The sequence below is a fragment of the Chryseobacterium sp. AG844 genome (assembly GCF_003182335.1).
Classification (GTDB): domain Bacteria; phylum Bacteroidota; class Bacteroidia; order Flavobacteriales; family Weeksellaceae; genus Chryseobacterium; species Chryseobacterium cupriresistens.
The window spans coordinates 122,401-144,058 of the sequence record NZ_QGTV01000006.1 but is presented as its reverse complement, the minus strand read 5'-3'; the positions used below and the strand labels follow the sequence as shown (position 1 = coordinate 144,058).

Below are 21,658 nucleotides of genomic sequence, written 5' to 3'. Positions count from 1 at the left end.
TACGTTACGATTATGAAGTATTTAAAAATAGTATCTGTTCTTTCCATCATGGCTGCCACACAGTCTTGTCTTTCTGCAGACGAAGATCCGGTTCCGGTTCCACCTATGACGGGATCTGAAGTAAGTGTACCAATTGGCGGCCCTACAGAACCTAATCAGGTTTGGATTGATTTAAGTGACTATACCAATCCGGCGGTCAACAGCAGGACAGACTGGGATCTTGGTTTTTACAGCGGCGATGCCTACAGAGTGATCATGAATGGATCTCTTGCCATGACGGTAATCAAAATACCCAACGCATCAGACATCAGTAAAGTAAAGGAAGCTGATATTTCAAGTTTAAAAGATATTGCCCAGGTAGGAACATTTGATGCTGCCAATATGAAATATGTTGACAATCCTAATGGTGACTTCCTGAATCAGACTTCAGGAATTGATGCCATCAAAGAAAATGATGCTGATAACCCAGTGTATCTGATCAATCTGGGGAGAGAAATACCTTCTGCCACCAATATCGGGGCAGGTTCAGTTTCATTGTCCGGTGATCCGAGAGGATGGAAAAAAATTCAGATTCTGAGAGCTCAGAACGGATACAAAATCCGTTATGGTGACGTGAACGCAGCAGAAGCAGACATCAAAGAATATATCATTACAAAAGATACAGAATACAGCTTCTCATTCTTCAATCTGAAAACAGGAACCCCGGTAAAAATTCAGCCAAAGAAAAAGAAATGGGATCTGGCATTCACAACGTTTACCAATGAAGTGTTCATGGGACCTACAACCAGCGCAGGAAGCTATTTTTATGCAGATTTTGTAACAACCAATACTTTGAATGGAGTAGGTGCTTACCAGGTAACAGTTACGGGAAGTCTTGATGCTGCTTACAGTTCATTTAAACTGAAAGATGTAGAGCCTTCAAAATTTGTTTTCAATGACCAGAGGGCTATCGGGGATAAATGGAGAACCACTACCGGTACGGCATCCAATCCTGTTCCTTTTGTGTATGCAGACCGTTTCTTTGTATTGAAAGATGCTGAAGGTTTTTATTTCAAGCTGAGATTCAATACCATGAAAAATACAAAAGGTGAAAGAGGGTACACCAATTTTGAATTCGAACCTTTATAAATAATCAAATAATAGTATATCATGAAAAAATTCATCCTTGCAGCTTCTGTTCTTGTAGCAGTATATTCTTGCAAAAAAGCAGAGACAGGAGCAAAAGAAAATACAACAGAAGCCAGTTCAGAAGCACCCAAAACCAACAATAAAATAGTAACATTAAACGGAGGAATTACTGAAATCGTAGCTGCTTTAGGTCACGAAAAGGAAATCGTGGGAACTGATGTTACCAGCACCTATCCTACGTCATTAAAAGCTACAGCGAAAGATTTAGGACACATGAGATCAATGACAATTGAACCGATCATGGCTGTAAACCCAACATTGATTCTGGCTTCTGATAAAGATATCAATCCGGAATTAATGGGTAAAATCAAATCCTCAGGGATTCAAACCGAAGTTTTCAAACAGGAATATACGGTTGAAGGAACCAAAAAACTGATCGAGCAGGTAGCAAAAGCGATCGGAAATACAGATTATCAGAAATTAAATGATAAAATTGATGCTGACTTAAAGCAAGTACAGCCTATTGCTAAAAAGCCCAAGGTATTGTTCATCTACGCAAGAGGAAATATGCTGATGGTGAGTGGTAAAAATACCCCAATGGCTTCATTGATTACCCTCGCAGGAGGAGAAAATGCAGTAACTGATTTTGAAGATTTCAAACCATTGACACCGGAAGCCGTTGTAAAAGCTAATCCTGATGTGCTATTTTTCTTCGAAACCGGTTTACAGGGAGCAGGAGGAAACGAAGGAGCGCTAAAAATGCCGGGAGTATCTCAGACCAATGCAGGTAAAAACAAGAAAATCATTGCAATGGACGGAGGTTTGGTATCAGGTTTTGGACCAAGAGTAGGAGAAGCAGCAGTAGAATTAAACAAACTTTTAATTGAAAGCACCAAGTAAATTATACTTTTATCTAATGATAAGTGCGGTACTGCTTGCCATTATAGCAGTACTGTCACTTAATACAGGAGTTTATGATTTCGGAGAAAATTCTCCGTTCAGGGCTCTGTGGCAATTTATAAAAGGAGATTCCGGTTTGTCACTCAGTGATAAATATGTGATCTGGGACGTAAGGGCAGCCAGGATTATCATGGCCATTTTAGTAGGAAGTATGTTGTCGGTTTCCGGGACGAGCCTTCAGGGACTTTTCAAGAATCCTCTGGCAACGGGAGATTTAATAGGACTTACATCAGGAGCAACATTGCTGGCAGCTATTGCGATTGTTTTAGGAGGACATTTCAAAGAATATCTTCCTGAAGCTGTACAATTTTCACTGGTAGGAATAGCCGCTTTTATCGGTTCTTTTTTATCCATGATGCTGGTCTACAGAATTTCAACAAGCGGAGGGAAAACAAATGTAGTCATGATGCTGCTTACCGGAGTTGCCATAACGGCTATCGGGTTTTCGATAACCGGATTTTTGATCTATATCTCAAAAGATGAACAGCTCAGAGATCTTACTTTCTGGAACCTGGGAAGCCTGGCCGCAGCAACATGGACGAAGAATATCATTCTCGCCATTGTGATCACCATCGCCTACATCATTTTATTACCCAAAGGAAAAGCCTTAAATGCAATGATGCTGGGAGAAAAAGATGCACAGCATCTGGGAATCAATGTGGAAAGACTGAAAAAGCAGATCATCATCACCGTGGCTTTAATGGTGGGAACGTGTGTGGCATTTTCAGGTACCATTGGTTTTGTAGGGCTTATTGTACCTTATATTTTAAGGCTTTTATTCAAATCCAATTATGTTTTTATTTTGCCATTATCGGCAATGTGCGGAAGCATTTTGTTATTAACGGCAGACACATTCAGCAGAAGTATTGTGGCACCGTCAGAACTGCCAATCGGAATTTTAACAGCCTTAATGGGAGGACCTATTTTTATCGCTATTTTGGTTAAATTTAAAAAATCACTGTAATGATCAAGGCACACCAGATAAATTATCAACATAAAGAATTCAGGATTCTGGATGGGGTAGATGTCTCTCTGGAATACGGCGAATTTCTGGCCATTGTGGGACCGAACGGAGCAGGGAAGTCAAGCCTTTTGAGTGTATTGGCAGATGAAGTGAAATCCGGAAATAACAAAGTTCTGTTTAAAGATAAACCCATCAGAGAATGGAATATCCGGGAACTTTCTAAACACAAAGCCAAGTTCTCGCAGCATAACAGCAATGATATTCCGCTTGAAGTAAAGGACGTGATCATGATGGGAAGGTATCCTTATTTTGATGCCCGGCCCGGAAAAGAAGATCTTGAGGCGATGAATAATATGATGTACGAAACCGATATTTTTCATCTCAAAGAAAGAGAATACAATACCCTTTCGGGAGGAGAAAAGCAGCGTGTACATCTTTCCAGAGTGATGGCTCAGCTTGAAAATGACATCGCCCACAAACTGGTTTTTCTGGACGAACCATTGAATAATTTAGATATAAAACATCAGTACAAAGCATTGGAAATTATAAAAAATTTCACCAAAAAAGCCAACAGTGCTATTGTTGTTTTGCATGATCTGAACCTTGCTGCACAGTTTGCAGATAAGATTTTATTAATGAAATCAGGACAAGTCTCTGCCTATGGAACCCCACAGGAAGTTTTTACTGAAGAAAATATCAGCAATGCCTATAATTTTCCCTGTACCATCTGCGGACACCCTATTACCAGTAACCCAATGATCATTTTTGGATAACCATGGAAAAAGACGAACTCAAAATCCTCGCACAGAATCTTGCCAACCCTCAGGGTGAAAAAGGCATCGAGATTGGTGAAATGATGAATGCCACTAACATCAGCATGACCTTAGAAAGTATCAAAACCCTTGTGATTGATGACGGCCAGCAAATCCTTGAAATAGGACATGGGAATGCCGCACACCTGAAAAGTATCATGAACCTTGCCAGAAACCTGAAATACACAGGGACTGACATTTCCGAAACCATGCACAATGAAGCCAAAAGGCTCAATAAAGAATTTGAAAGTCAGGCAGAATTTGTTTTATACGAAGGGAAGAAACTTCCTTTCAAAGATGAAACTTTTGATAAAATATTTACAGTCAATACCGTGTACTTCTGGGAAAATCCCGTGGGATTCTTAAACGAAATCTATAGGGTTTTAAAAGATGACGGAACATTTGTTCTTACGTTCGGACAAAGAGAATTCATGGAAAAACTGCCGTTTACGGAATATGATTTCACCTTGTACAGCAACAGTGAAATGGAAGAGCTGGTCTCCAAAAGCCAATTTAAAAGGATGAAAACTTCTGAAAGAGAAGAAGAAATAAAAAGTAAAACAGGAAACGAAACCATACGAAGAATTTATACAATTTTAACCATAAAAAAGTAAAGTAATGAGCACATTAGTTAATGATTTAAAGGAAAAATGGGAAGCTCTGAAAGCAGAAAATCCACATATCAGAATAAGAAATGCAGCAGCACAGTTAGAAGTAAGTGAGGCAGAATTATTGGCAACAAGCATAGGAGAAGGCGTTACTGTCCTGAACCCGGATTTCCAGGGAATCCTTACAGAAGCTGAGCAGTTGGGAAAAGTAATGGCGCTTACCCGTAATGATGAATGTGTTCATGAAAGAAAAGGGACTTACCTGAACGGAGATTTCAGCAGTCCTCATGCACAGCTTTTTGTGGGTGAAGATATTGATCTCAGAATTTTCCTTAACCACTGGAAATTTGCTTTTGCAGTACTGGAAGGAGAGAAGAAAAGCCTTCAGTTTTTCGGAAAAGATGGTCTGGCACTTCACAAGATTTATCTGACGAAGGACAGTAATGAAGCTGCTTTCAATGCGATCGTAGAAAAATTCAGAGCGGAAGATCAGAATCAAACATTGGCTTTTGAAGCAATCGCTCCAAAACAGGCTGAAAAAGCAGATTCAGACATTGATGTGGAGGGATTCAAAAAAGCATGGACGGAATTGAAAGACACCCATGATTTCTTCATGATGACCAGAAAATATGGAGTAAGCAGAACGCAGGCATTAAGATTGGCTCCGGAAGGATTTGCTAAGAAAATTGATAATGCGAAAGTGGTGAATATCCTTGAAGATGCTTCTGAAAAGAACGTTCCAATCATGGCTTTCGTTGGAAACAGAGGGATTATCCAGATACACACAGGAAATGTGAAGAAAACACTTTGGCACCAGCAATGGTTCAATGTAATGGATCCTGATTTCAATTTACATCTTGACGTAACGAAAATTGCAGAAGCATGGATCGTGAAAAAGCCGACTGAAGACGGAGAAGTAACCGCTATCGAAGTATTCAACAAAGAAGGAGACTTTATCGTTCAGTTCTTCGGAAAAAGAAAACCTGGAATTCCTGAGCTTCAGGAGTGGAAGGACCTTGTAGCAGCTTTAGAGAAATAATAATTAGATGATTTGAATGAGACCGTTTTGTTTGTAAAATTCAAAGCGGTCTTTTTTATTGCATGCGATCTGCGGGTGATGAAATATTTGTGTAATTTGTGATTAAAAATAAAATAAAATGAAACATATTTTCATAGCGATATTGCTGGCTGGTTTCTGTGCATTGAAGGCACAGGACTTAAAAGCATATCAGTTTTATGATAAAAAAGGAAAAGAAATAAAGACAGAAAAGCTGGTCAAAGAACTGGCAGATTATGATGTGGTCTTTTTTGGGGAAAATCATAACAGTTCCATCAATCACTGGCTTCAGCTGAAGATTACAGAAGCGCTGTTTGCGAAAAAGAACGGACAGCTGATCTTAGGAGCGGAAATGTTTGAAAGAGATAATCAGGCACAGCTGGATCAATATTTAAACGGAAAATTTGATGCAAAAACATTAAAAGATTCTGCCCGTTTGTGGAGCAATTATGCAACCGATTACAAGCCTTTGGTAGATTTTGCTAAGGATAAAAAGCTAAATTTTGTTGCTACCAATATTCCAAGAAGATATGCCTCCCAGACCGCCAAAGAAGGTCTTGAATCTTTAAATAAACTAAGCGAAAAAGAGAAAACCTACATTGCCCGGTTGCCGATTAAAGTAACGTTAGACACTCCAGGATATCCGGAAATGAAAAAAATGATGGGTGATCATGCCGAAGGAACAAAAGTGATGAATTTTATTTCAGCTCAGGCTACAAAAGATGCTACAATGGCTGAATCTATCCTGAAAAATTACCAGCCCGGAAAGACCTTTATCCACTACAACGGTAACTATCACAGCAAAGAATTCGGAGGAATCTATTGGTATATCAAACAGAAGAATCCAAATCTGAAAATGGCCGTAATTTCTGTTTTTGAATCAGACGATCTTGAATTGAAAGTACCTGCCAAAGATTATATCCCGACAGATTTCAATCTGATTATTCCTGCGGATATGACGAAGACTTTTTAAACCTTCGTATCTCTGAGAGAAAAATATTCAATAGGGTCGGGCTTAAGCCCGACCATTTTTAATTAAAAGAGGCAACGGCTTTAGCCAAAACTTAAAATTCATTGCTAAATAAATTATTTTTACACCACAATATTTACCTTTGTATCAGATTCAAAAACATATGAAAAAAATCCCCATCCTGCTGATCTTTTTTACCGGATTTTTTAATGGTCAGAAACTCACTCCCAGTGAAGTTTCAATCATCAATCAGGGAGATGTAAACACGGCGTTACCCATCTATCAGACGACGGATAATAATCAGCACCAAACCCTGCTGAACATTTCTTCAGAAGCAGATCCTCTTGATCCGAATACAGCTGTTCTGGTAAAAAGGATGAAAGAATCTCTTCTTTCAACAGATGGCGGAGTAGGTATTGCAGCCCCACAAGTGGGAATCAACAGGAAGATTATCTGGGTGCAGCGTTTTGATAAGGAAGGAACACCGCTGGAATATTTTATTAACCCGGTCATTGTTTGGCGATCTGATCTTCAGAATCTCGGTCCTGAAGGTGATTTATCTATTCCTGATTTCAGAGATCAGTTCTACAGAAGCAAAGTTATCCAACTGGAATATGTGGATTTGAAAGGGCAGAAATATTCAGAAATTGTAGAAGGTTTTACTGCGGTGATTTTCCAGCATGAAATCGACCATCTTTTCGGTATCCTGATTTCCGACAAAAAAGAGAAAGAGAAAAATGATTCCTATAAAAAAGTAGATGCCTATCAGAAAAGTGATGTAAATAAAGACAGGAGGTAATTACGAATTATAAATGATAAGTTATGAATGATGACAAGATTGAGTACTATCCATATTTTATAATAAAATCTTCTCCATCTTCATAATCTGCAGGATACACATAGGTAATTACTCCGATATCTGATTGTAAAATTTCTTTAAGCTTATGGAAGTACATATCCCTTTTCTCTTCAGTTGTATCCATTGTTAGGCTCATGATAAGTCTGTCATCATCTGTAATATTAGCACCCACCATTATTTTTTCCGGATTATCATGGTATTTATTCCAGTAAAAAGTTTGGTCAAGGGCAGGGTTTTCGATGAAATAACCAATCATTTCGTCCTCTGTTTTAAAAATATAATCTTTGTCGTGTCTTGGGTAAGTATAATTGAGATTTAATTTTTCATATCCGGGAATGAACGTATTCAAAACCAGATCAATCGTCTTTCTTGATTTTTGCCCTGCATACACCTGGCAAACAATATCTATAATGATTTCCATTGCGTAAAAATATTCAATAATGATGAATTATGAATAAAATTCTTAACCATTATGAGCATATAAAAATATCCTCAATGATCTGCGTCATCTGCGCGAAAATATAAAAATAAAAAGGAGCTGTTTCCATGGAAACAGCTCCTTTCGTTATAACTATGCTTAAAAAAATTGGATTAATTGTTGTTGGTTACTGAAAGTTTCACCTCCATATTATTTCTGGTCGCATTAGAATAAGGACAGATCTGGTGTGCTTTTTCTGTCAAAGCCTGTGCTTCCTCAATAGAAACTCCAGGGATGTTCACATCCAGTTCTGCTGCCAATCCGAAGCCGCCATTCTCAAGCTGACCTATGCTCACCTGAGCAGTCACTGTTGTTTCACCTGTTTTTACTTTAGAAAGACTGATCACTCTGTTCAGTGCGCTGTCGAAACAGGCAGAATATCCCGCTGCAAAAAGCATTTCAGGATTGGCAAAATCATCATTGGCTCCTCCTAAAGCTTTCGGCATTCTTACATCAAGATCCAGCACTCCGTTTTCACTTTTCACATGTCCGTTTCTTCCTCCTTTTGCAGTGACCTGAGTGGTATATAATGTTTTCATTTATTTTCTATTTTGTTTAATATTTTTAAGACTGTGTCTTTAAGGTGCAGCAGCTCTTCCGGTTGTATTCCCAGTTTTTCCTGAATTTTCCCCGGAATTTCACAAGCCTTTTGCTGAAGCTGTTTTCCTGCTTCGTCTAAAAATACTTCAACCACTCTTTCGTCCTCTTTTTTTCTTTTTCGGATAATAAATCCTTTAGACTCCAGCCTTTTAAGAAGAGGGGTCAAAGTACCACTGTCCAGAAACAGTTTTTCTCCGATATGGGTTACCGTAAGTCCGTCACCGTCCCATAATATCATCATCACAAGATATTGCGGATAGGTAATGCCCAGCTCATCAAGAAAAGGACGGTAAAGGCCTGTAATTTCTTTGGCAATGACATACAATGGGAAACAAATCTGGTTTTCCAGTTTAGGTGTTTTAGGATTTTCCATAATTTTGGGGTGCGAAAGATTCGATGAAGGTATTACTTTTTTATGATAAATTCATCCATTGGAATTCTGACTTTTTTCATAGTAGAAAGCCAGTCATTAGCTTCATCACGGTATCCAAGATATAAAAGGCTTACACTTTTTAATCCCAGTTCTCTTAGTCCCAGTACTTCATCTACCACCTCATTGCTGAATCCTTCCGCCGGAGTACTGTCGATTTTAAGTTCTGCAGCCTGTGCAAGCGCAATTCCTAAGGCAATATAAGTCTGGCGGGCAGTGTGGGCAAAATGCTCTTCAGGAGTCTGTGCACCATATATTTCTTTAATTTTATCGGTATAGCTTCCGAAGCGGCCTCTTGGAAGATCTCTTACATCTGTATGATAATCGTAAACTTTGTCAATTTTTTCATTAGAATAACTGTCCCATGCTGCAAAGACCAAAACGTGAGAAGAATCTCTCATTACTTCAGGGTTTAAAGCACCCGCCACCATTTTTTCTTTCAGTTCCTGATTTTCCACTACAATAATTCTGAACGGCTGTAAGCCCGATGAAGTAGGAGCCAGTCTTGCTGATTCTAAAATCGTATTAAGGTCTTCCTGTGAAACTTTTTTGGTAGGATCATAAGCTTTTACAGCATGTCTCCAGTTTAGATTTTCTATTAATGACATTTTTCTTTTGTTTTAAATTAAACTACTTATTGATGATTCAATGTCAGTTTTGAACTGACTCAATTAACAATACAAATATATGGCCAATTTAATTGTGTGCAATTTAATTTTGAGTGATTTTATTGATGACAATTATTGATGGACTTTTTGCCTTTCCACTCAATTCCACAAGAACTGGATTTTTTCAAAGCCTTTGAATTCCAATCTTTGCCGTAGAATTTTAAACTTAAAACAATGCAGAGATTTAAAAACAAAACCGCTTTAATTACCGGAGGAACCAATGGGATGGGTTTGGCTACCGCTCAGAAATTCATTGAAGAAGGAGGATCTGTGATCATTACCGGACGAAGCGAAGAAACGGTGAATAGTGCTTTAGAGAAACTTGGAGAAAAGGCTTTTGGAATTGTTTCCAATGCCGGAAATATAAAAGACCTTATGAACCTGCAGCATGAAATCAGAAAATATACAGAACATATTGATCTGGTTTTTGCCAATGCAGGATACGGAAGATTTGCACCTGTGGAATATGTGGATGAAAATCAGTTTGACGAATTATTTAATATGCTGGTGAAAGGACCGTTTTTTACGGTACAGCAGATGTTGCCATTAATGAAAAGCGGAAGCTCTGTTATTTTCAATACTTCAGTGGCAACGGATATTGCGATGCCTAATTTTTCGGTGTATTCTGCAGCCAAATCTGCAGTGCAGTCAATGATCAAAACGTTTGCTGTAGAACTTACAGAACGTGGAATCCGTGTGAATGGAGTAAGTCCCGGACATATCAAAACCAATATTTTTAATAATACAGGTTTAACCGGAGAGCAGATAGAAAGCGCTATTGATGATATTATTCCGACAATTCCTTTTAAAAGACAGGGAGAGCCTTCAGAAATAGCCAGTGTAGTTCTGTTTCTGGCTTCAGAAGAAGCGTCCTATATCCATGGGGCAGAAGTGAAAGTGGATGCCGGAATTTCTGTGATCAGATAATCCGGATTATTTGACCTCTTTAATTTCTTTAATGATATTGGTTTTATTTTCAATACCAATATTATAGGCCTTACCTTTTTTAAAGCTTTGGGTAGCTTTTTCCATAAGGCTCTTGTATTCCGGTGACTTTTTAGAGAGATAAAAAACCTGCGCACTGATTCCAATAGCGACGCGTACCACTTCATTGGGTTTATCGGGATCTTCCATAATGTTTGAAATCGTGGCATTATTGTACCATGTCAAGTTCTGTGAACTGGAGTTACCGGAACAGGATGTAATCATAATAAAAAGTAATAGTAAATAGGACCAGGCTTTCATAATAAAAAAGATTAAGTAAAAAGCTCCTGCAATATATCAAAATATCAGCAGGAGCTCTATATAAATTAGTTAGAATCCACAGCTCGCTACACTAGGTGCAGGGGAAGGAGAACATCCGGAAAGGGATGAGAATATGTTTAATACACAGTTGGTATTTACATAATTGTTATCATATAATAAAGATCCTGATGGACTTCTGTAGTATACGTTTCCTGCAGTATTGGCATAAGAAGATACTGAAGCAGATCCACAGCTTGTATTGGTGCAAGCAGCTCTCCATGCAGAATCGGTTACCGGTCCGCTGGAGAATAATGACGGATCAATAATTCTTTTTTCAACAATTCCTGAAGCATTTTTGAAGCTTACTAAAATCGCTACGTGATATACCCATGATACACAGCATGTTCCTGTAGATGCTCTAAGGTTACCATACACGAATTGCTTTTCACAATCGTAGCCTGCATTCAAAAGGATTTGTCTCATTTTGTGCGCTCTTGCATAGCATCCATCCACTGGATATCTGAATGTGATACATGGTGAAGATGCCGTAGAAGTTCCACAAGCCTGGTTTTTGATCTGGGTAAAAAGACTGTTTAACGTAGCAAGATTTGGAATAACACTTACTGCCTTGTTACTTTCTCCTCTTTCTTCCTTGTTGAATACCGATTTGAAATAACGGATGTCATCAGCAGTTGCTTTTTCTACTTTCGCAATTTTATTGGTATTGGCTTTAAGGAAAACATGAACAGGAGTTTCGTTTTCAACAGCCTGTCTGATCATGGAAATATAACCTGCATTCTCTTTACTGTCCGCAATTTCGTACGGCTGTGCAGTAACCATAAATGAGATTTTAAATTTTCCATCTTCTTTTTCAATCCCTACCGGAACAGTTTTGCCGAAATCTTTCATTGCAATTTCATTAGACTCCTTGGCTACAAGATTAGGATCCTGGTTGGCAGCTGAATCTGAGCAGGAATTCACTGACAGTACCGTCACGAATACCATCATGGATAACAGAAATTTTTTCATAGTTTTTATATTTTGTGGTTAGTTTTTCAGTGAACTTTTTAATTATGATAGTTCACTTATTTGTGACATTAAAAGTAATAAAAATTAAAATATATGCAAGATTTTTTTTGAAAAAAATACATTATTCTGTTGTTTTATTGATTTTATAATATTGAAAACAACTAAAAAACCTTAGGTTTTTAATAGTAGAATTTTGAAACATAGAAAATTTTAAAATAATGTTTTTTTAACCTTGCAGTCTGGATTCCTACTGAATAACAAACGTTGTGGATAGTCAAGGTGAATAAAAATAACATTATCATAAAACTAAAAGCCCGGGTTCAATCGTTGAAACCGGGCTTATTATATTGTATTAAACTTGACTATTTATAAATCAATTCTGCCTGAAAAACATCCGCGAAATGCTTTCTGATCTTTGCTTTCAGTTCTTCCATTTCTTCTGGTGTCAGTTCTCTTTCAAGCTCTCTTTTTAAAGAAGTAACCTGCTTATCTTTGATCCCACATGGAATAATGTATTCAAAATAACGCATATCCGTATTCACATTCAGTGCAAAACCATGAAGGGTAACCCAACGGGAAGCTTTTACCCCCATAGCACACATTTTTCTGGCGTAAGGTTTTCCAACATCCAGCCATACTCCGGTTTCTCCTGGTGAGCGTTCCCCTTTAATGCCATATTCGGCAATGGTTCTGATGATCACTTCTTCCAGATTTCTCATATATAAATGAATATCCGTGAAAAAGTTTTCAAGATCCAGAATAGGATAACCTACAACTTGTCCATAGCCATGATAGGTAATATCTCCACCGCGGTTTACTTTCACGAAGGTAGCCTCAATTTCTTTCAGCTTATCAATACCGGCAAGCATATTTTCTTCATGTCCGCTTTTTCCTAAAGTGTATACGTGAGGATGCTCTACGAAAAGAAGGTGGTTGGGAGTAATACTATGCTGTTCCGCAGGAAGATCTCTGTTTTTTATTTTGGTATCAATGATGTTTTTCATCAGCTGTTCCTGATAATCCCAGGCTGGCTGATATTCTTTGATTCCTAAATCTTCAAATTCTACTGCTTTATTTTGATTTGTATTCATTTCAATTTTTGATATACAAATTTAGTGAATTTTACCCTTTTATGGAATGGATAAAATCTATGGCACTTTTCTTCCAGTCTTTATCCTTAAGCAAAATATTCACAAAAGCGGTTCCGATGATACCGCCATCCGCTTTTTCCGTCACATTTTCGAAGTCATCTTTCGATTTAATTCCAAACCCGATCATCACCGGATTTTTAAGTGGAAGAGCAGCGAGCCTGGAAAGATAGTCCTCGTTCTTTAAAACCGCATTTTCATTTCCGGTAGTGGAAGAAGAACTTACTGCGTAAAGAAATCCTGAACTTAATGAATCCAGGTAGATCATCCTTTCATCGGAGGTTTCCGGTGTTACAAGAAAAGTGAAATTAAGATGATATTGTTTTAAGATATGTTGATAGTTTTTCTCAAACTCAATAGGAGGAAGATCAGGAAGGATCAGCCCTGAAACTCCACTTTCCGAACATGCTGCACAGAATTTCTCAAATCCGAAACTCAGTACCGGATTGATATATCCCATCAGAATAATTGGAATGTTGATTTTGTCTTTGATGGCTTTTAGCTGAGATAACAGTTTTTCGATCGTCATTCCGTTTTGTAAAGCCAGTTCGTGAGCTTTCTGGATGACAGGTCCGTCTGCTACAGGATCAGAATAAGGCATTCCGATTTCAATCATATCAGCCCCGGAATCCTGAATCAGTTGTATAATATCAGCGGTATCTTCCAGTTGTGGAATTCCTGCTGTGAAGTATATATTTAGTTTTTTCATTTTTTATTGTATTAAAGTATAACGTACAAAGTACAATGTATAAAGTAGTATTAAACTCAGGTGAGAAAGTACATTGTACATTTTACATCCGACATTTTACAAATTCTTCAGATACGTTTCCATATCCTTATCTCCACGGCCGCTCAGGCAAATGACCACAACATCATTTTCATTAAATTTCTTCTTATCCAGAACAGCCAGCGCATGAGAGCTTTCCAGTGCAGGGATAATTCCTTCCAGTCTGGTGAGTTCAAAGGCACATTTCAAAGCTTCATCATCATTAATACTAAAGAATTCAGCTCTTTTTTCTTTAAATAAATGCGCATGAAAAGGCCCGATTCCCGGGTAATCCAGTCCGGCAGAAATAGAGTGGGGTTCAATAACCTGGCCGTCTGCTGTCTGCATCACAAGACTTTTGCTTCCGTGAAGAACACCAAGCGTTCCCAGGAAAGTAGTAGCAGCGGATTTTCCGGAATCCACTCCCAATCCTCCGGCTTCAGCAGCAATGATTTTCACCTCTTTTTCCTCTACGAAATGATAAAAGGTCCCTGCTGCATTACTTCCTCCACCTACACAGGCAATCACATAATCCGGATTTTCTCTTCCGATTTTCTCTTTAAGCTGTTCCTTGATTTCCTTTGAAATAATACTCTGGAATCGTGCTACAAGATCTGGAAAAGGATGAGGTCCCACTACACTTCCAATCACATAATGAGTCGTCACAGGATTGTTGATCCAGTCTCTTAATGCTTCATTTACTGCATCTTTCAGGGTTTTTGATCCTGAAGTTGCTGCTACAACTTCTGCCCCAAGCATTTTCATTCTTGCGACGTTTGGGGCTTGTCTCTGGATATCAATTTCTCCCATATAAACAATGCACTCAAGACCAAGCAAAGCACACGCTGTAGCTGTGGCAACACCATGTTGTCCTGCTCCGGTTTCAGCAATGATTCTGGTTTTTCCAAGACGTTTTGCCAACAGAACCTGCCCCAGAGCATTATTGATCTTGTGAGCTCCCGTATGGTTGAGGTCTTCCCGTTTCAAATAAATCTGTGTCTGGTATTTTTGACTTAAGTTTTTAGCAAAATAGAGGGGCGTAGCTCTTCCGACATAATTTTTCAGTAAATCCTGATATTCTACCTGAAAATCTTCAGATTCTATGATTTCAAGATAGTTTTTTTGCAGTTCTTCTACATTAGGATAGAGCATTTCGGGGATAAAAGCACCTCCAAACTCTCCATAATATCCGTTTTCATCGGGGGTTTTATAATTCATTTTTTATTCTTTAGTCATTAAATAAGCGTTGTTTTGTACACTCAGCTGGTTGAGCAGCTCTTTTCTTTTCTGCGAGGTATGAAAAATCAAAATATCATCATCTTCAGAATTTACCCACTCCGGGCCGACACTTTCTTTGATCATTTTGGCCTTGTCATGGAGGATTTCTATGTCACATTTTTCATAAAAGGAACGAAGATCAGCGTGGCAGAAACCAATTGTCTCTAAATTTCTCTGAATAACATTTTCTTTGAAATTGTTTACCAATGCAGCACCATATCCTTTCTTTTTATGAGCAGAAACAAGTCCTACGGCTTCCGCAAAGGAATAACCGGTGTCTGCTATTTGTAAGGTGAAATCAAAGTTCACTCTCATAACGGCCAATATGCTTTCATCCATATCCATCAGAAAATGAAATTCCGAGTCTTTAAAAAAAGAGCGGAAGTAGGATGATTTCATGGTGTTCCATGCAGAAATATCCCAAAGTTCCAGGATGTGTTTTATTTGGGCTTCTGTTAAATCTTTCGTTTCTTTTACGTGATATTTCATGGGTTCAAACTATTAATAAATGTGAGATGGTAATCGTACTGCTGTTTGGTAATCAGCTTTTTATAATATAATAATTCTATTTTATGCATTAAGTCAATTAAGGTTGCTTTATCTATTTTCGACTGATACATGGTAATGGCAATTTCAAGGTTGTCAATCAGAAAATAAGGATCGGAATCCTCGTAAAGCAGAAAAATTTTAGAATAAATTAATCCCAGGTCATACTTTACACTGGATTTTACATGGTTTTCCAAAAATTTATCTGAAATAATAACCAGATAATAACTGTTCCATAAGCTGATTCTTTCAAAAAAATACTGGATATCACTTTCTTCAAAATCTTTAATAATACAAATGAAATCGGACAATAATCCACCCGCTTCCCAATGTTCTGTATTGCTGTCGTTCTGTGCAACAAAGTGGTACAGATTCTGGATTTTTTCATTCCCGAATTTAGGCGGAAATAATGTTTTATAAAATGTCTTCTTTAGCAAATGTATATTCATCCTTGTGTTTTTTATGTGTTATTTATTTTGTTGAAATTGGGTTTTAAATTTTTTTATCCTGTCAATATTTTTACTGCCGGGCTCTGTTTCAAACTTTGAATTGATATCCAAAGCGAAAGGCTGTTGCTTCAATGTTTTTACATCACAGATATTATCTTCAGAAATTCCGCCGCTTAGAAAGTAGGGCAGTGGAATCTCAAATTCATTCAGCATATTCCAGTCGAATTGTTGTCCCGTTCCGCCAAAGGCTTTGCTGTCAGTATCGAATAGGTAGTAGGTGATAGGTTGCAGATTACAGGTTGCAGGTTGCAGATCAAGAATTTGTGTTATTTTATTTTGATTTTCTGCCGTATTACTTCCTATTCTGATGACTTTAATGATTCCAACCTCAGGATTCAGTTTTTGTCTTAGTTCAGCAATAAAATCATTGCTTTCATCACCATGAAGCTGTACAAAATTCAAATCCGCACGCTGAACGACCTTTACAATGATATCTGCTTCTTCATTAACAAAAACGCCCACTTTTCCCTGGTGGTCAATACTTGAGAGTTCTTCCAGACTCAGATGGTTCAAAACATATCTCGGTGATTTTTCGTAGAAGATAAAACCGAGAAAATCTGTTTTCATAGCAATCAATTCCTGAATCTGATCCGGTTTTGTAAGACCACAGACTTTCAGGCGAGATGGCAGGTTTGAGGTTGTAGGTTGCAGGTTCATTGTTGATTATTATTGAGTTTAAATTTGAGAAGCGAATTCTTCAAAAGCTTTGGCCGGATCTGTATTTTTCATGAAATATTCACCCATCAGGAAACCATCAAACCCTTTTTCTTTTAAAAACTGAAAATCTTCAATGCTGTAAATACCACTTTCTGCAACAGATAAAACTTCTTTCGGGAGTTGATTCTTCAACTGAACCGAATGCTGAAGATCTACTTTAAAATCTTTAAGGTTCCTGTTATTGATCCCAACTAAATCGATTTTTGAATTAAAATGTTTCAGTTCATCTTCTGTATGAATTTCCAGTAAAACCTCCAATTTCAGTTGGTGAGCTAATTCGGTAAATTCCTGTACCTGAGCTGGTGAAAGACATGAAGCAATCAGTAATACTACATCAGCTCCAATACTTTTGGCTTCATAAAACTGGTATTCATCAATCATAAAATCTTTTCGCAGAATCGGAATATTGATGTCATTTCTTACACTGAGAATATCATTTAAATCTCCTCCGAAAAAATCATGATCAGTCAGGATAGAAACCCCGCTGGCTCCAGAATTTTTGTAAGCAGAAACTACTTCCAAAGGCTGTACACTATTGTTTATGATTCCTTTTGAAGGAGATTTTCTTTTAAACTCAGCGATAATTCCGCTTTTATTTTTGATGGATTCTTTCAGTGAATAGGTTGGTCTTCCAAAAAAGGCTGTATTTTTTAATCGGTCAAGGGAAATGCGCAATTTTGCAGCAGCAACTTCCTCTTTTTTCCGTTCAATAATTTGATCCAGTATAGTCATTTTTGTGTTTAAGTTTGGTCAATGCTGAATTTTGCTTCGCAAGTGAATAATGAATTTAATTAATCAGGAGATTAAAACTGTTTAATGCTTTTCCGCTTTGCAGGCTTTCCTGAGCAAGCAGAAGACAGTCATCGTACGTTCCGAATTTATGGGTGTTGTGCAGCGCTGCTGAAGCATTGGCAAGAATTACTGAGTTCTGCTGTTCTGTACCGTTTCCTTCCAGAATATTCATGAATATTTTTGCCGTTTCCCGAATGGAGTTTCCTGCTTTAATATCTTCCAGCGTTACCGGATTGAAACCTAAATCTTCTGCAGAATAAATTTCTTCTCCGTTTTTGGTGATGATTTTGCTGTCGCCGGTAAGACTTATTTCATCATATCCGTCAAGACCATGCACCAGAATAAATTCACGTGCTTCCTTTTGAAGAAGATACTGATAGATTCTTGCAATTTCCAGATTATAAACTCCAATCATGGAAAATTTTGGTTTTGCCGGATTTACCAATGGACCCAAAAGGTTAAAGAATGTCCTCAATCCCAGCGACTTTCTTAATAATCCGACAGATTGCAGCGCAGGATGAAAATAGGGAGCATGCAAAAAGCAGATGTTTGCCCTTTCAAGATCTTCATTCAATTGCTCTGAGCTGTTTTTAAACTGATATCCCAGTTCTTCCAGTACATTCGATGAACCTGTGGTGGTGGAAGCTCCGTAATTTCCATGCTTTGTTACCTTTTGTCCGGCTCCGGCTACAACAAAACTGGCCAGAGTTGAGATATTGATGGTGTCTTTTCCATCACCTCCTGTTCCTACAATATCAATCGCATCACTGGCATCGATGTTTACAGGAACAGCCATTTGTAACAATGCTTCTCTGAAACCTTCCAGCTCTTTCAAGGTGATATTCCGCATCAGGAAAACACTGATAAAAGCAGTCACTTCCGCAGCGTTGAATTTATTCTGTGCAATCTCAATCATGGTAGCCTTCGCTTCAGATTTTGAAAGCGTATTATGGTTGAACAGGTATTGAAGTATTTCTTTCATTTGTGGTATTTTTATGGTTGTTGAAGGACTTTCTAAGGTTTTCATGACAACAGAAAGTTTTTAATGATTACTTCTCCTTCCGGTGTTAAAATGCTTTCAGGGTGAAACTGTACTCCGTGCGCATCATAGGTTTTGTGCTGCAAAGCCATGATCATTCCGTCTTTATCTACAGCCGTAATTTCCAGTTCTTCCGGGAAATCTTCAGTATTGACTGCCCAGCTGTGGTATCTTCCCACTTCCAGTCCTGAATGTAAATCCTTAAATAATTTGGTGTCTTCTTTCACCAGATCGGTAGTGGTAGCCACTCCGTGAAAGATTTCAGACAGGTTGATCAGACTTCCTCCGAAAGCTTCAGCTATGGCCTGCTGTCCGAGACATACTCCAAGGATACTTTTTGAAGGAGCGTATTCTTTAATAAGGTCTAATAAAATACCTGCTTCTTCAGGAATTCCGGGACCGGGAGAAAGGATGATTTTGTCGTATTTTCCAATCTCTTCAAGGGTAATTTCATCGTTTCTTACCACATCTACTCTTTGGTTCAGAATTCTTTCAATAATCTGAACAAGGTTATAAGTAAAGCTGTCGTAATTGTCAAAAACGAGAACTTTAAGTGGCGTCTGCTGAGTGTTTATATTGCTGTTCATTGCTTTTTTTGTTAGATAGTTGCTGGTTGTTTTTTGTTGCTAGCTGGTGGGTTTATTTTTCAACTATTTTTTCTGCTTTTTCTACTGCTTTTTTCAGTGCATTCAGTTTGTTGTTGACTTCCTGTAATTCACTTTCAGGGACAGATTTTGCTACAAGACCGGCACCAGCCTGGTAAAATAAGGTATTGTTTTTACTTAAGAAGGTTCTGATCATAATGGCCTGGTTGCAGGTTCCGTTCAGTCCGATGATTCCTATACAGCCGCCATAATAGCCGCGGGAATCTTTTTCATATTGATTGATCAGCTGAAGCGCTTTATGCTTGGGTGCACCGCTTAATGTTCCCTGAGGGAAAGTAGCGGAAACCATTTCCAGAGGATTGATGTCACCAGCAACATCTGCAGTCACCTCACTTACCATATGAATAACGTGCGAGAACAGTTGGATTTCTTTAAGCTTGGTAACCGTTACATTTTTTCCGAGTTTTCCAAGATCATTTCTTGCCAGATCCACCAGCATGGTATGTTCTGCATTTTCTTTAGGATCGGCTTTCAGGACTTCAATAGCTTCAAGGTCAGCTTTAAAATTCCCCGTTCTTTTGGATGTTCCTGCAATCGGGTGAATAATGGCTTTATTGTTTTTGATGATTAACTGGCTTTCAGGACTCGATCCGAATAATTTGTAATTTCCGTAATCAAAATAGAATAAGTAAGGAGAAGGATTGATATTTCTCAAAGCACGATACACGTTGAACTCATCACCTTTGAATTTCTGCTCGAATCTTCTGCTGAGAACCAGCTGGAAGACATCTCCGCGCATACAGTGTTTCTGAGCTGTCTTTACCAGTTCAATATATTCTTCATCTGTAATATTAGATGTTTCTTCGCTTATTTTCTCAAATGGGTAAACCGGAGTATTCTGATTTTTAATGAGGTTTTCCAACAGATGGAATTCAGACTTTACGCCATCAATACAGTTTTCTATAATATACATTTCATCATTGAAATGATTGATAGCAATCACATATTGGTACAATCTGTATCTTAAAACAGGAATCTCTACTTCCTTGCTTTGTGCTTTAAGGCTGATGTTTTCAAAAAACTGTACTGCTTCAAAACTTGTGTAGCCGAAAAGGCTCTGAGCCGTCTGCTCAATAGGATCATTGGTTTCTTCACATTTAAAAATCTGGCGAAATTCTTCAAATACATCTGTAATATTCCGCTCCATAATAAATTGCTTTACGGGAGCAGAAGAAGGAAGTTTGATTTCATATTCGTTAAGATTTTTCACCTCAATTCCGGCAATGGCATTCACGGCGATGAAGGAAAAGTTATTATCAATACTTTTTGAATCTGAACTTTCCAGAAGAATCGTATCACGGAATTTATCCCTGATCTTAAGGTAAATATTCATGGGAGTATGAAGGTCTCCCAGTGTTTTTTTTGAAACGGTTTTTATCGTAATTGTTTTGGTCAACATTTTATTGTTTTTTGTGAGATTAGGAATAAAAAAAGGCTTTAACGGTATCCGTCAAAGCCTATATATTGTTTTTTGATTATTTCTGCTGTAATTAACAACATGACAATACCTCCAGACCCGACGAAGAGTTTGAAAGCCACCACCAAATATTGTTGTTCATTTTAAACATGGGACAAATGTAGAAATTTTTTTAATACAAAGACTAAAAAATTTCTGAAAATAAAAAAACTTAACATTGAAACCTCTTATTTAAGCTGTTTGAGTTCTTGTTTCAATACTTTGATTTTTTCTCTGTAAGTTTCATCATCATAGTCTTTTACATAATCTTCCAATGCAGCAATATATTCTTCAATGAATTGTTTATTTGTTCTGTCTGCTTCATATTTGATTCTTGCAGAATTCACAGGAGCCATTTTTTCATTTTGTAATACAATTTTTCCTTCCCTGGATTGGTCATAAAGGATTACCATGTTTTTTTCATATCCCGGAATGTATTTTACAGGAATATCCTTATCACCTGGAATTCTGATTGAATTTCTGATAGGATAAATGGCTGCAGTAGTAGTGGAGAAAAAGGTAGTGGTATATGTTCCGTCCTGTTTCTTTACAATAGCCTCATAATCGTGGATATACATATCATTCAGGGTAGAATTGGTTTCTACATCAGAGGTGATAATAGCTGTGCTTTCTACTCCGTATTTGTTTAAAAACCATGCATTTAGAAACTGTCCTCCAAAACCATTCAATATAGCAAGTGGAATGATCGGAATCAAAAACCATGCTTTTTTGGTCAGATAGGAGAGCAATCCAAAGAATGCAAACAACAGAACCACAGTATAAAAACCATGATGGCTGGTGAAAAACAGAATTTTTGAAATTAAAACCATGGATTAAATATAATTATAATAATCTTTTATTTAAACGCTGAGATCACAAAGATGTTATTAAATGATTATTAAAATGATCGCAAGGGCGTTTCACTCAGCAAAAG

The 21,658-nt window shown here is 37.7% G+C and carries 26 protein-coding genes; 9 read left to right on the top strand and 17 right to left on the bottom strand.

Annotation, left to right across the window (positions count from 1 at the left end):
• Positions 1–12 precede the first annotated feature (12 nt).
• From DEU40_RS08510 to DEU40_RS08475, 8 genes are all read left to right on the top strand, one after another.
• Positions 13–1,128, top strand: coding sequence for an HmuY family protein (locus DEU40_RS08510; RefSeq protein WP_228406470.1), 1,116 nt, complete (start codon positions 13–15; stop codon positions 1,126–1,128).
• A gap of 21 nt (positions 1,129–1,149) precedes the next feature.
• Entirely contained in the window at positions 1,150–2,028 is an 879-nt protein-coding gene (locus DEU40_RS08505; protein ID WP_110009447.1) for a hemin ABC transporter substrate-binding protein, read from the top strand.
• A 16-nt stretch (positions 2,029–2,044) separates the two neighbouring features.
• Positions 2,045–3,052, top strand: coding sequence for a FecCD family ABC transporter permease (locus DEU40_RS08500; protein ID WP_410493491.1), 1,008 nt, complete (start codon positions 2,045–2,047; stop codon positions 3,050–3,052).
• Positions 3,052–3,825 carry a heme ABC transporter ATP-binding protein gene (locus DEU40_RS08495; RefSeq protein WP_110009445.1) on the top strand — a complete coding sequence of 258 codons (774 nt, stop codon included), beginning with the start codon at positions 3,052–3,054 and terminating at the stop codon, positions 3,823–3,825. Before DEU40_RS08500 ends, DEU40_RS08495 begins: the two co-directional genes overlap by 1 nt.
• 2 nt (positions 3,826–3,827) lie before the next feature.
• The gene (locus DEU40_RS08490) at positions 3,828–4,478 is read left to right on the top strand and encodes a class I SAM-dependent methyltransferase (RefSeq protein ID WP_110009444.1); all 651 of its coding nucleotides are present in this window, start codon (positions 3,828–3,830) and stop codon (positions 4,476–4,478) included.
• Positions 4,479–4,482: 4 nt separating this feature from the next.
• The gene (locus DEU40_RS08485; protein ID WP_110009443.1) at positions 4,483–5,511 is read left to right on the top strand and encodes a hemin-degrading factor; all 1,029 of its coding nucleotides are present in this window, start codon (positions 4,483–4,485) and stop codon (positions 5,509–5,511) included.
• A gap of 118 nt (positions 5,512–5,629) precedes the next feature.
• Entirely contained in the window at positions 5,630–6,502 is an 873-nt protein-coding gene (locus DEU40_RS08480; protein ID WP_110009442.1) for a ChaN family lipoprotein, read from the top strand.
• Between the two features lie 160 nt (positions 6,503–6,662).
• Positions 6,663–7,298, top strand: a complete 636-nt coding sequence (locus tag DEU40_RS08475; protein ID WP_110009441.1) for a peptide deformylase — start codon at positions 6,663–6,665, stop codon at positions 7,296–7,298.
• Between the two features lie 46 nt (positions 7,299–7,344).
• Here the strand turns inward: DEU40_RS08475 and DEU40_RS08470 are convergent, their stop codons facing one another.
• The 4 genes from DEU40_RS08470 to DEU40_RS08455 form a co-directional block, all read right to left on the bottom strand.
• Positions 7,345–7,779 (bottom strand): hypothetical protein, encoded by a 435-nt coding sequence (locus tag DEU40_RS08470; protein WP_110009440.1) that lies wholly within the window; start codon positions 7,777–7,779, stop codon positions 7,345–7,347.
• A gap of 170 nt (positions 7,780–7,949) precedes the next feature.
• Entirely contained in the window at positions 7,950–8,375 is a 426-nt protein-coding gene (locus DEU40_RS08465) for an organic hydroperoxide resistance protein (protein ID WP_110009439.1), read from the bottom strand.
• On the bottom strand, positions 8,372–8,809 hold the full coding sequence (locus DEU40_RS08460; RefSeq protein WP_062670961.1) for a MarR family winged helix-turn-helix transcriptional regulator: 438 nt from the start codon (positions 8,807–8,809) through the stop codon (positions 8,372–8,374). Before DEU40_RS08460 ends, DEU40_RS08465 begins: the two co-directional genes overlap by 4 nt.
• Before the next feature lie 32 nt (positions 8,810–8,841).
• Positions 8,842–9,474 carry an NAD(P)H-dependent oxidoreductase gene (locus DEU40_RS08455; protein WP_110009438.1) on the bottom strand — a complete coding sequence of 211 codons (633 nt, stop codon included), beginning with the start codon at positions 9,472–9,474 and terminating at the stop codon, positions 8,842–8,844.
• A 234-nt stretch (positions 9,475–9,708) separates the two neighbouring features.
• Between DEU40_RS08455 and DEU40_RS08450 the strand changes: the two genes are divergently transcribed.
• The gene (locus DEU40_RS08450) at positions 9,709–10,461 is read left to right on the top strand and encodes an SDR family oxidoreductase (protein WP_110009437.1); all 753 of its coding nucleotides are present in this window, start codon (positions 9,709–9,711) and stop codon (positions 10,459–10,461) included.
• Between the two features lie 6 nt (positions 10,462–10,467).
• On the opposite strand, the gene DEU40_RS08445 is transcribed toward DEU40_RS08450, so the two are convergent.
• From DEU40_RS08445 to DEU40_RS08385, 13 genes are all read right to left on the bottom strand, one after another.
• Entirely contained in the window at positions 10,468–10,779 is a 312-nt protein-coding gene (locus DEU40_RS08445) for a hypothetical protein (RefSeq protein ID WP_110009436.1), read from the bottom strand.
• A gap of 69 nt (positions 10,780–10,848) precedes the next feature.
• Entirely contained in the window at positions 10,849–11,808 is a 960-nt protein-coding gene (locus DEU40_RS08440) for a protein-glutamine glutaminase (protein WP_110009435.1), read from the bottom strand.
• Between the two features lie 362 nt (positions 11,809–12,170).
• On the bottom strand, positions 12,171–12,899 hold the full coding sequence (lipB, locus tag DEU40_RS08435) for a lipoyl(octanoyl) transferase LipB (protein WP_110009434.1): 729 nt from the start codon (positions 12,897–12,899) through the stop codon (positions 12,171–12,173).
• A 31-nt stretch (positions 12,900–12,930) separates the two neighbouring features.
• A complete protein-coding gene (trpA, locus tag DEU40_RS08430; protein ID WP_110009433.1) occupies positions 12,931–13,665 on the bottom strand; it encodes a tryptophan synthase subunit alpha in 735 nt (244 codons plus the stop codon).
• A 96-nt stretch (positions 13,666–13,761) separates the two neighbouring features.
• The gene (gene trpB / locus DEU40_RS08425; RefSeq protein WP_110009432.1) at positions 13,762–14,940 is read right to left on the bottom strand and encodes a tryptophan synthase subunit beta; all 1,179 of its coding nucleotides are present in this window, start codon (positions 14,938–14,940) and stop codon (positions 13,762–13,764) included.
• Between the two features lie 3 nt (positions 14,941–14,943).
• On the bottom strand, positions 14,944–15,489 hold the full coding sequence (locus DEU40_RS08420; protein WP_110009431.1) for a GNAT family N-acetyltransferase: 546 nt from the start codon (positions 15,487–15,489) through the stop codon (positions 14,944–14,946).
• A complete protein-coding gene (locus DEU40_RS08415; RefSeq protein WP_110009430.1) occupies positions 15,486–15,995 on the bottom strand; it encodes a hypothetical protein in 510 nt (169 codons plus the stop codon). The genes DEU40_RS08420 and DEU40_RS08415 overlap by 4 nt, the downstream gene beginning before the upstream one ends.
• 18 nt (positions 15,996–16,013) lie before the next feature.
• Positions 16,014–16,712, bottom strand: coding sequence for a phosphoribosylanthranilate isomerase (locus DEU40_RS08410; RefSeq protein WP_110009429.1), 699 nt, complete (start codon positions 16,710–16,712; stop codon positions 16,014–16,016).
• 18 nt (positions 16,713–16,730) lie between these two features.
• Positions 16,731–17,504 (bottom strand): indole-3-glycerol phosphate synthase TrpC, encoded by a 774-nt coding sequence (gene trpC, locus DEU40_RS08405; RefSeq protein ID WP_110009428.1) that lies wholly within the window; start codon positions 17,502–17,504, stop codon positions 16,731–16,733.
• A 55-nt stretch (positions 17,505–17,559) separates the two neighbouring features.
• The gene (gene trpD / locus DEU40_RS08400) at positions 17,560–18,546 is read right to left on the bottom strand and encodes an anthranilate phosphoribosyltransferase (RefSeq protein ID WP_110009497.1); all 987 of its coding nucleotides are present in this window, start codon (positions 18,544–18,546) and stop codon (positions 17,560–17,562) included.
• 41 nt (positions 18,547–18,587) lie between these two features.
• A complete protein-coding gene (locus DEU40_RS08395) occupies positions 18,588–19,190 on the bottom strand; it encodes an anthranilate synthase component II (protein ID WP_110009427.1) in 603 nt (200 codons plus the stop codon).
• Between the two features lie 52 nt (positions 19,191–19,242).
• Positions 19,243–20,667, bottom strand: a complete 1,425-nt coding sequence (locus DEU40_RS08390) for an anthranilate synthase component I family protein (protein ID WP_110009426.1) — start codon at positions 20,665–20,667, stop codon at positions 19,243–19,245.
• 245 nt (positions 20,668–20,912) lie between these two features.
• Positions 20,913–21,554, bottom strand: coding sequence for a hypothetical protein (locus DEU40_RS08385; RefSeq protein WP_110009425.1), 642 nt, complete (start codon positions 21,552–21,554; stop codon positions 20,913–20,915).
• Between the last annotated feature and the right edge of the window lie 104 nt (positions 21,555–21,658).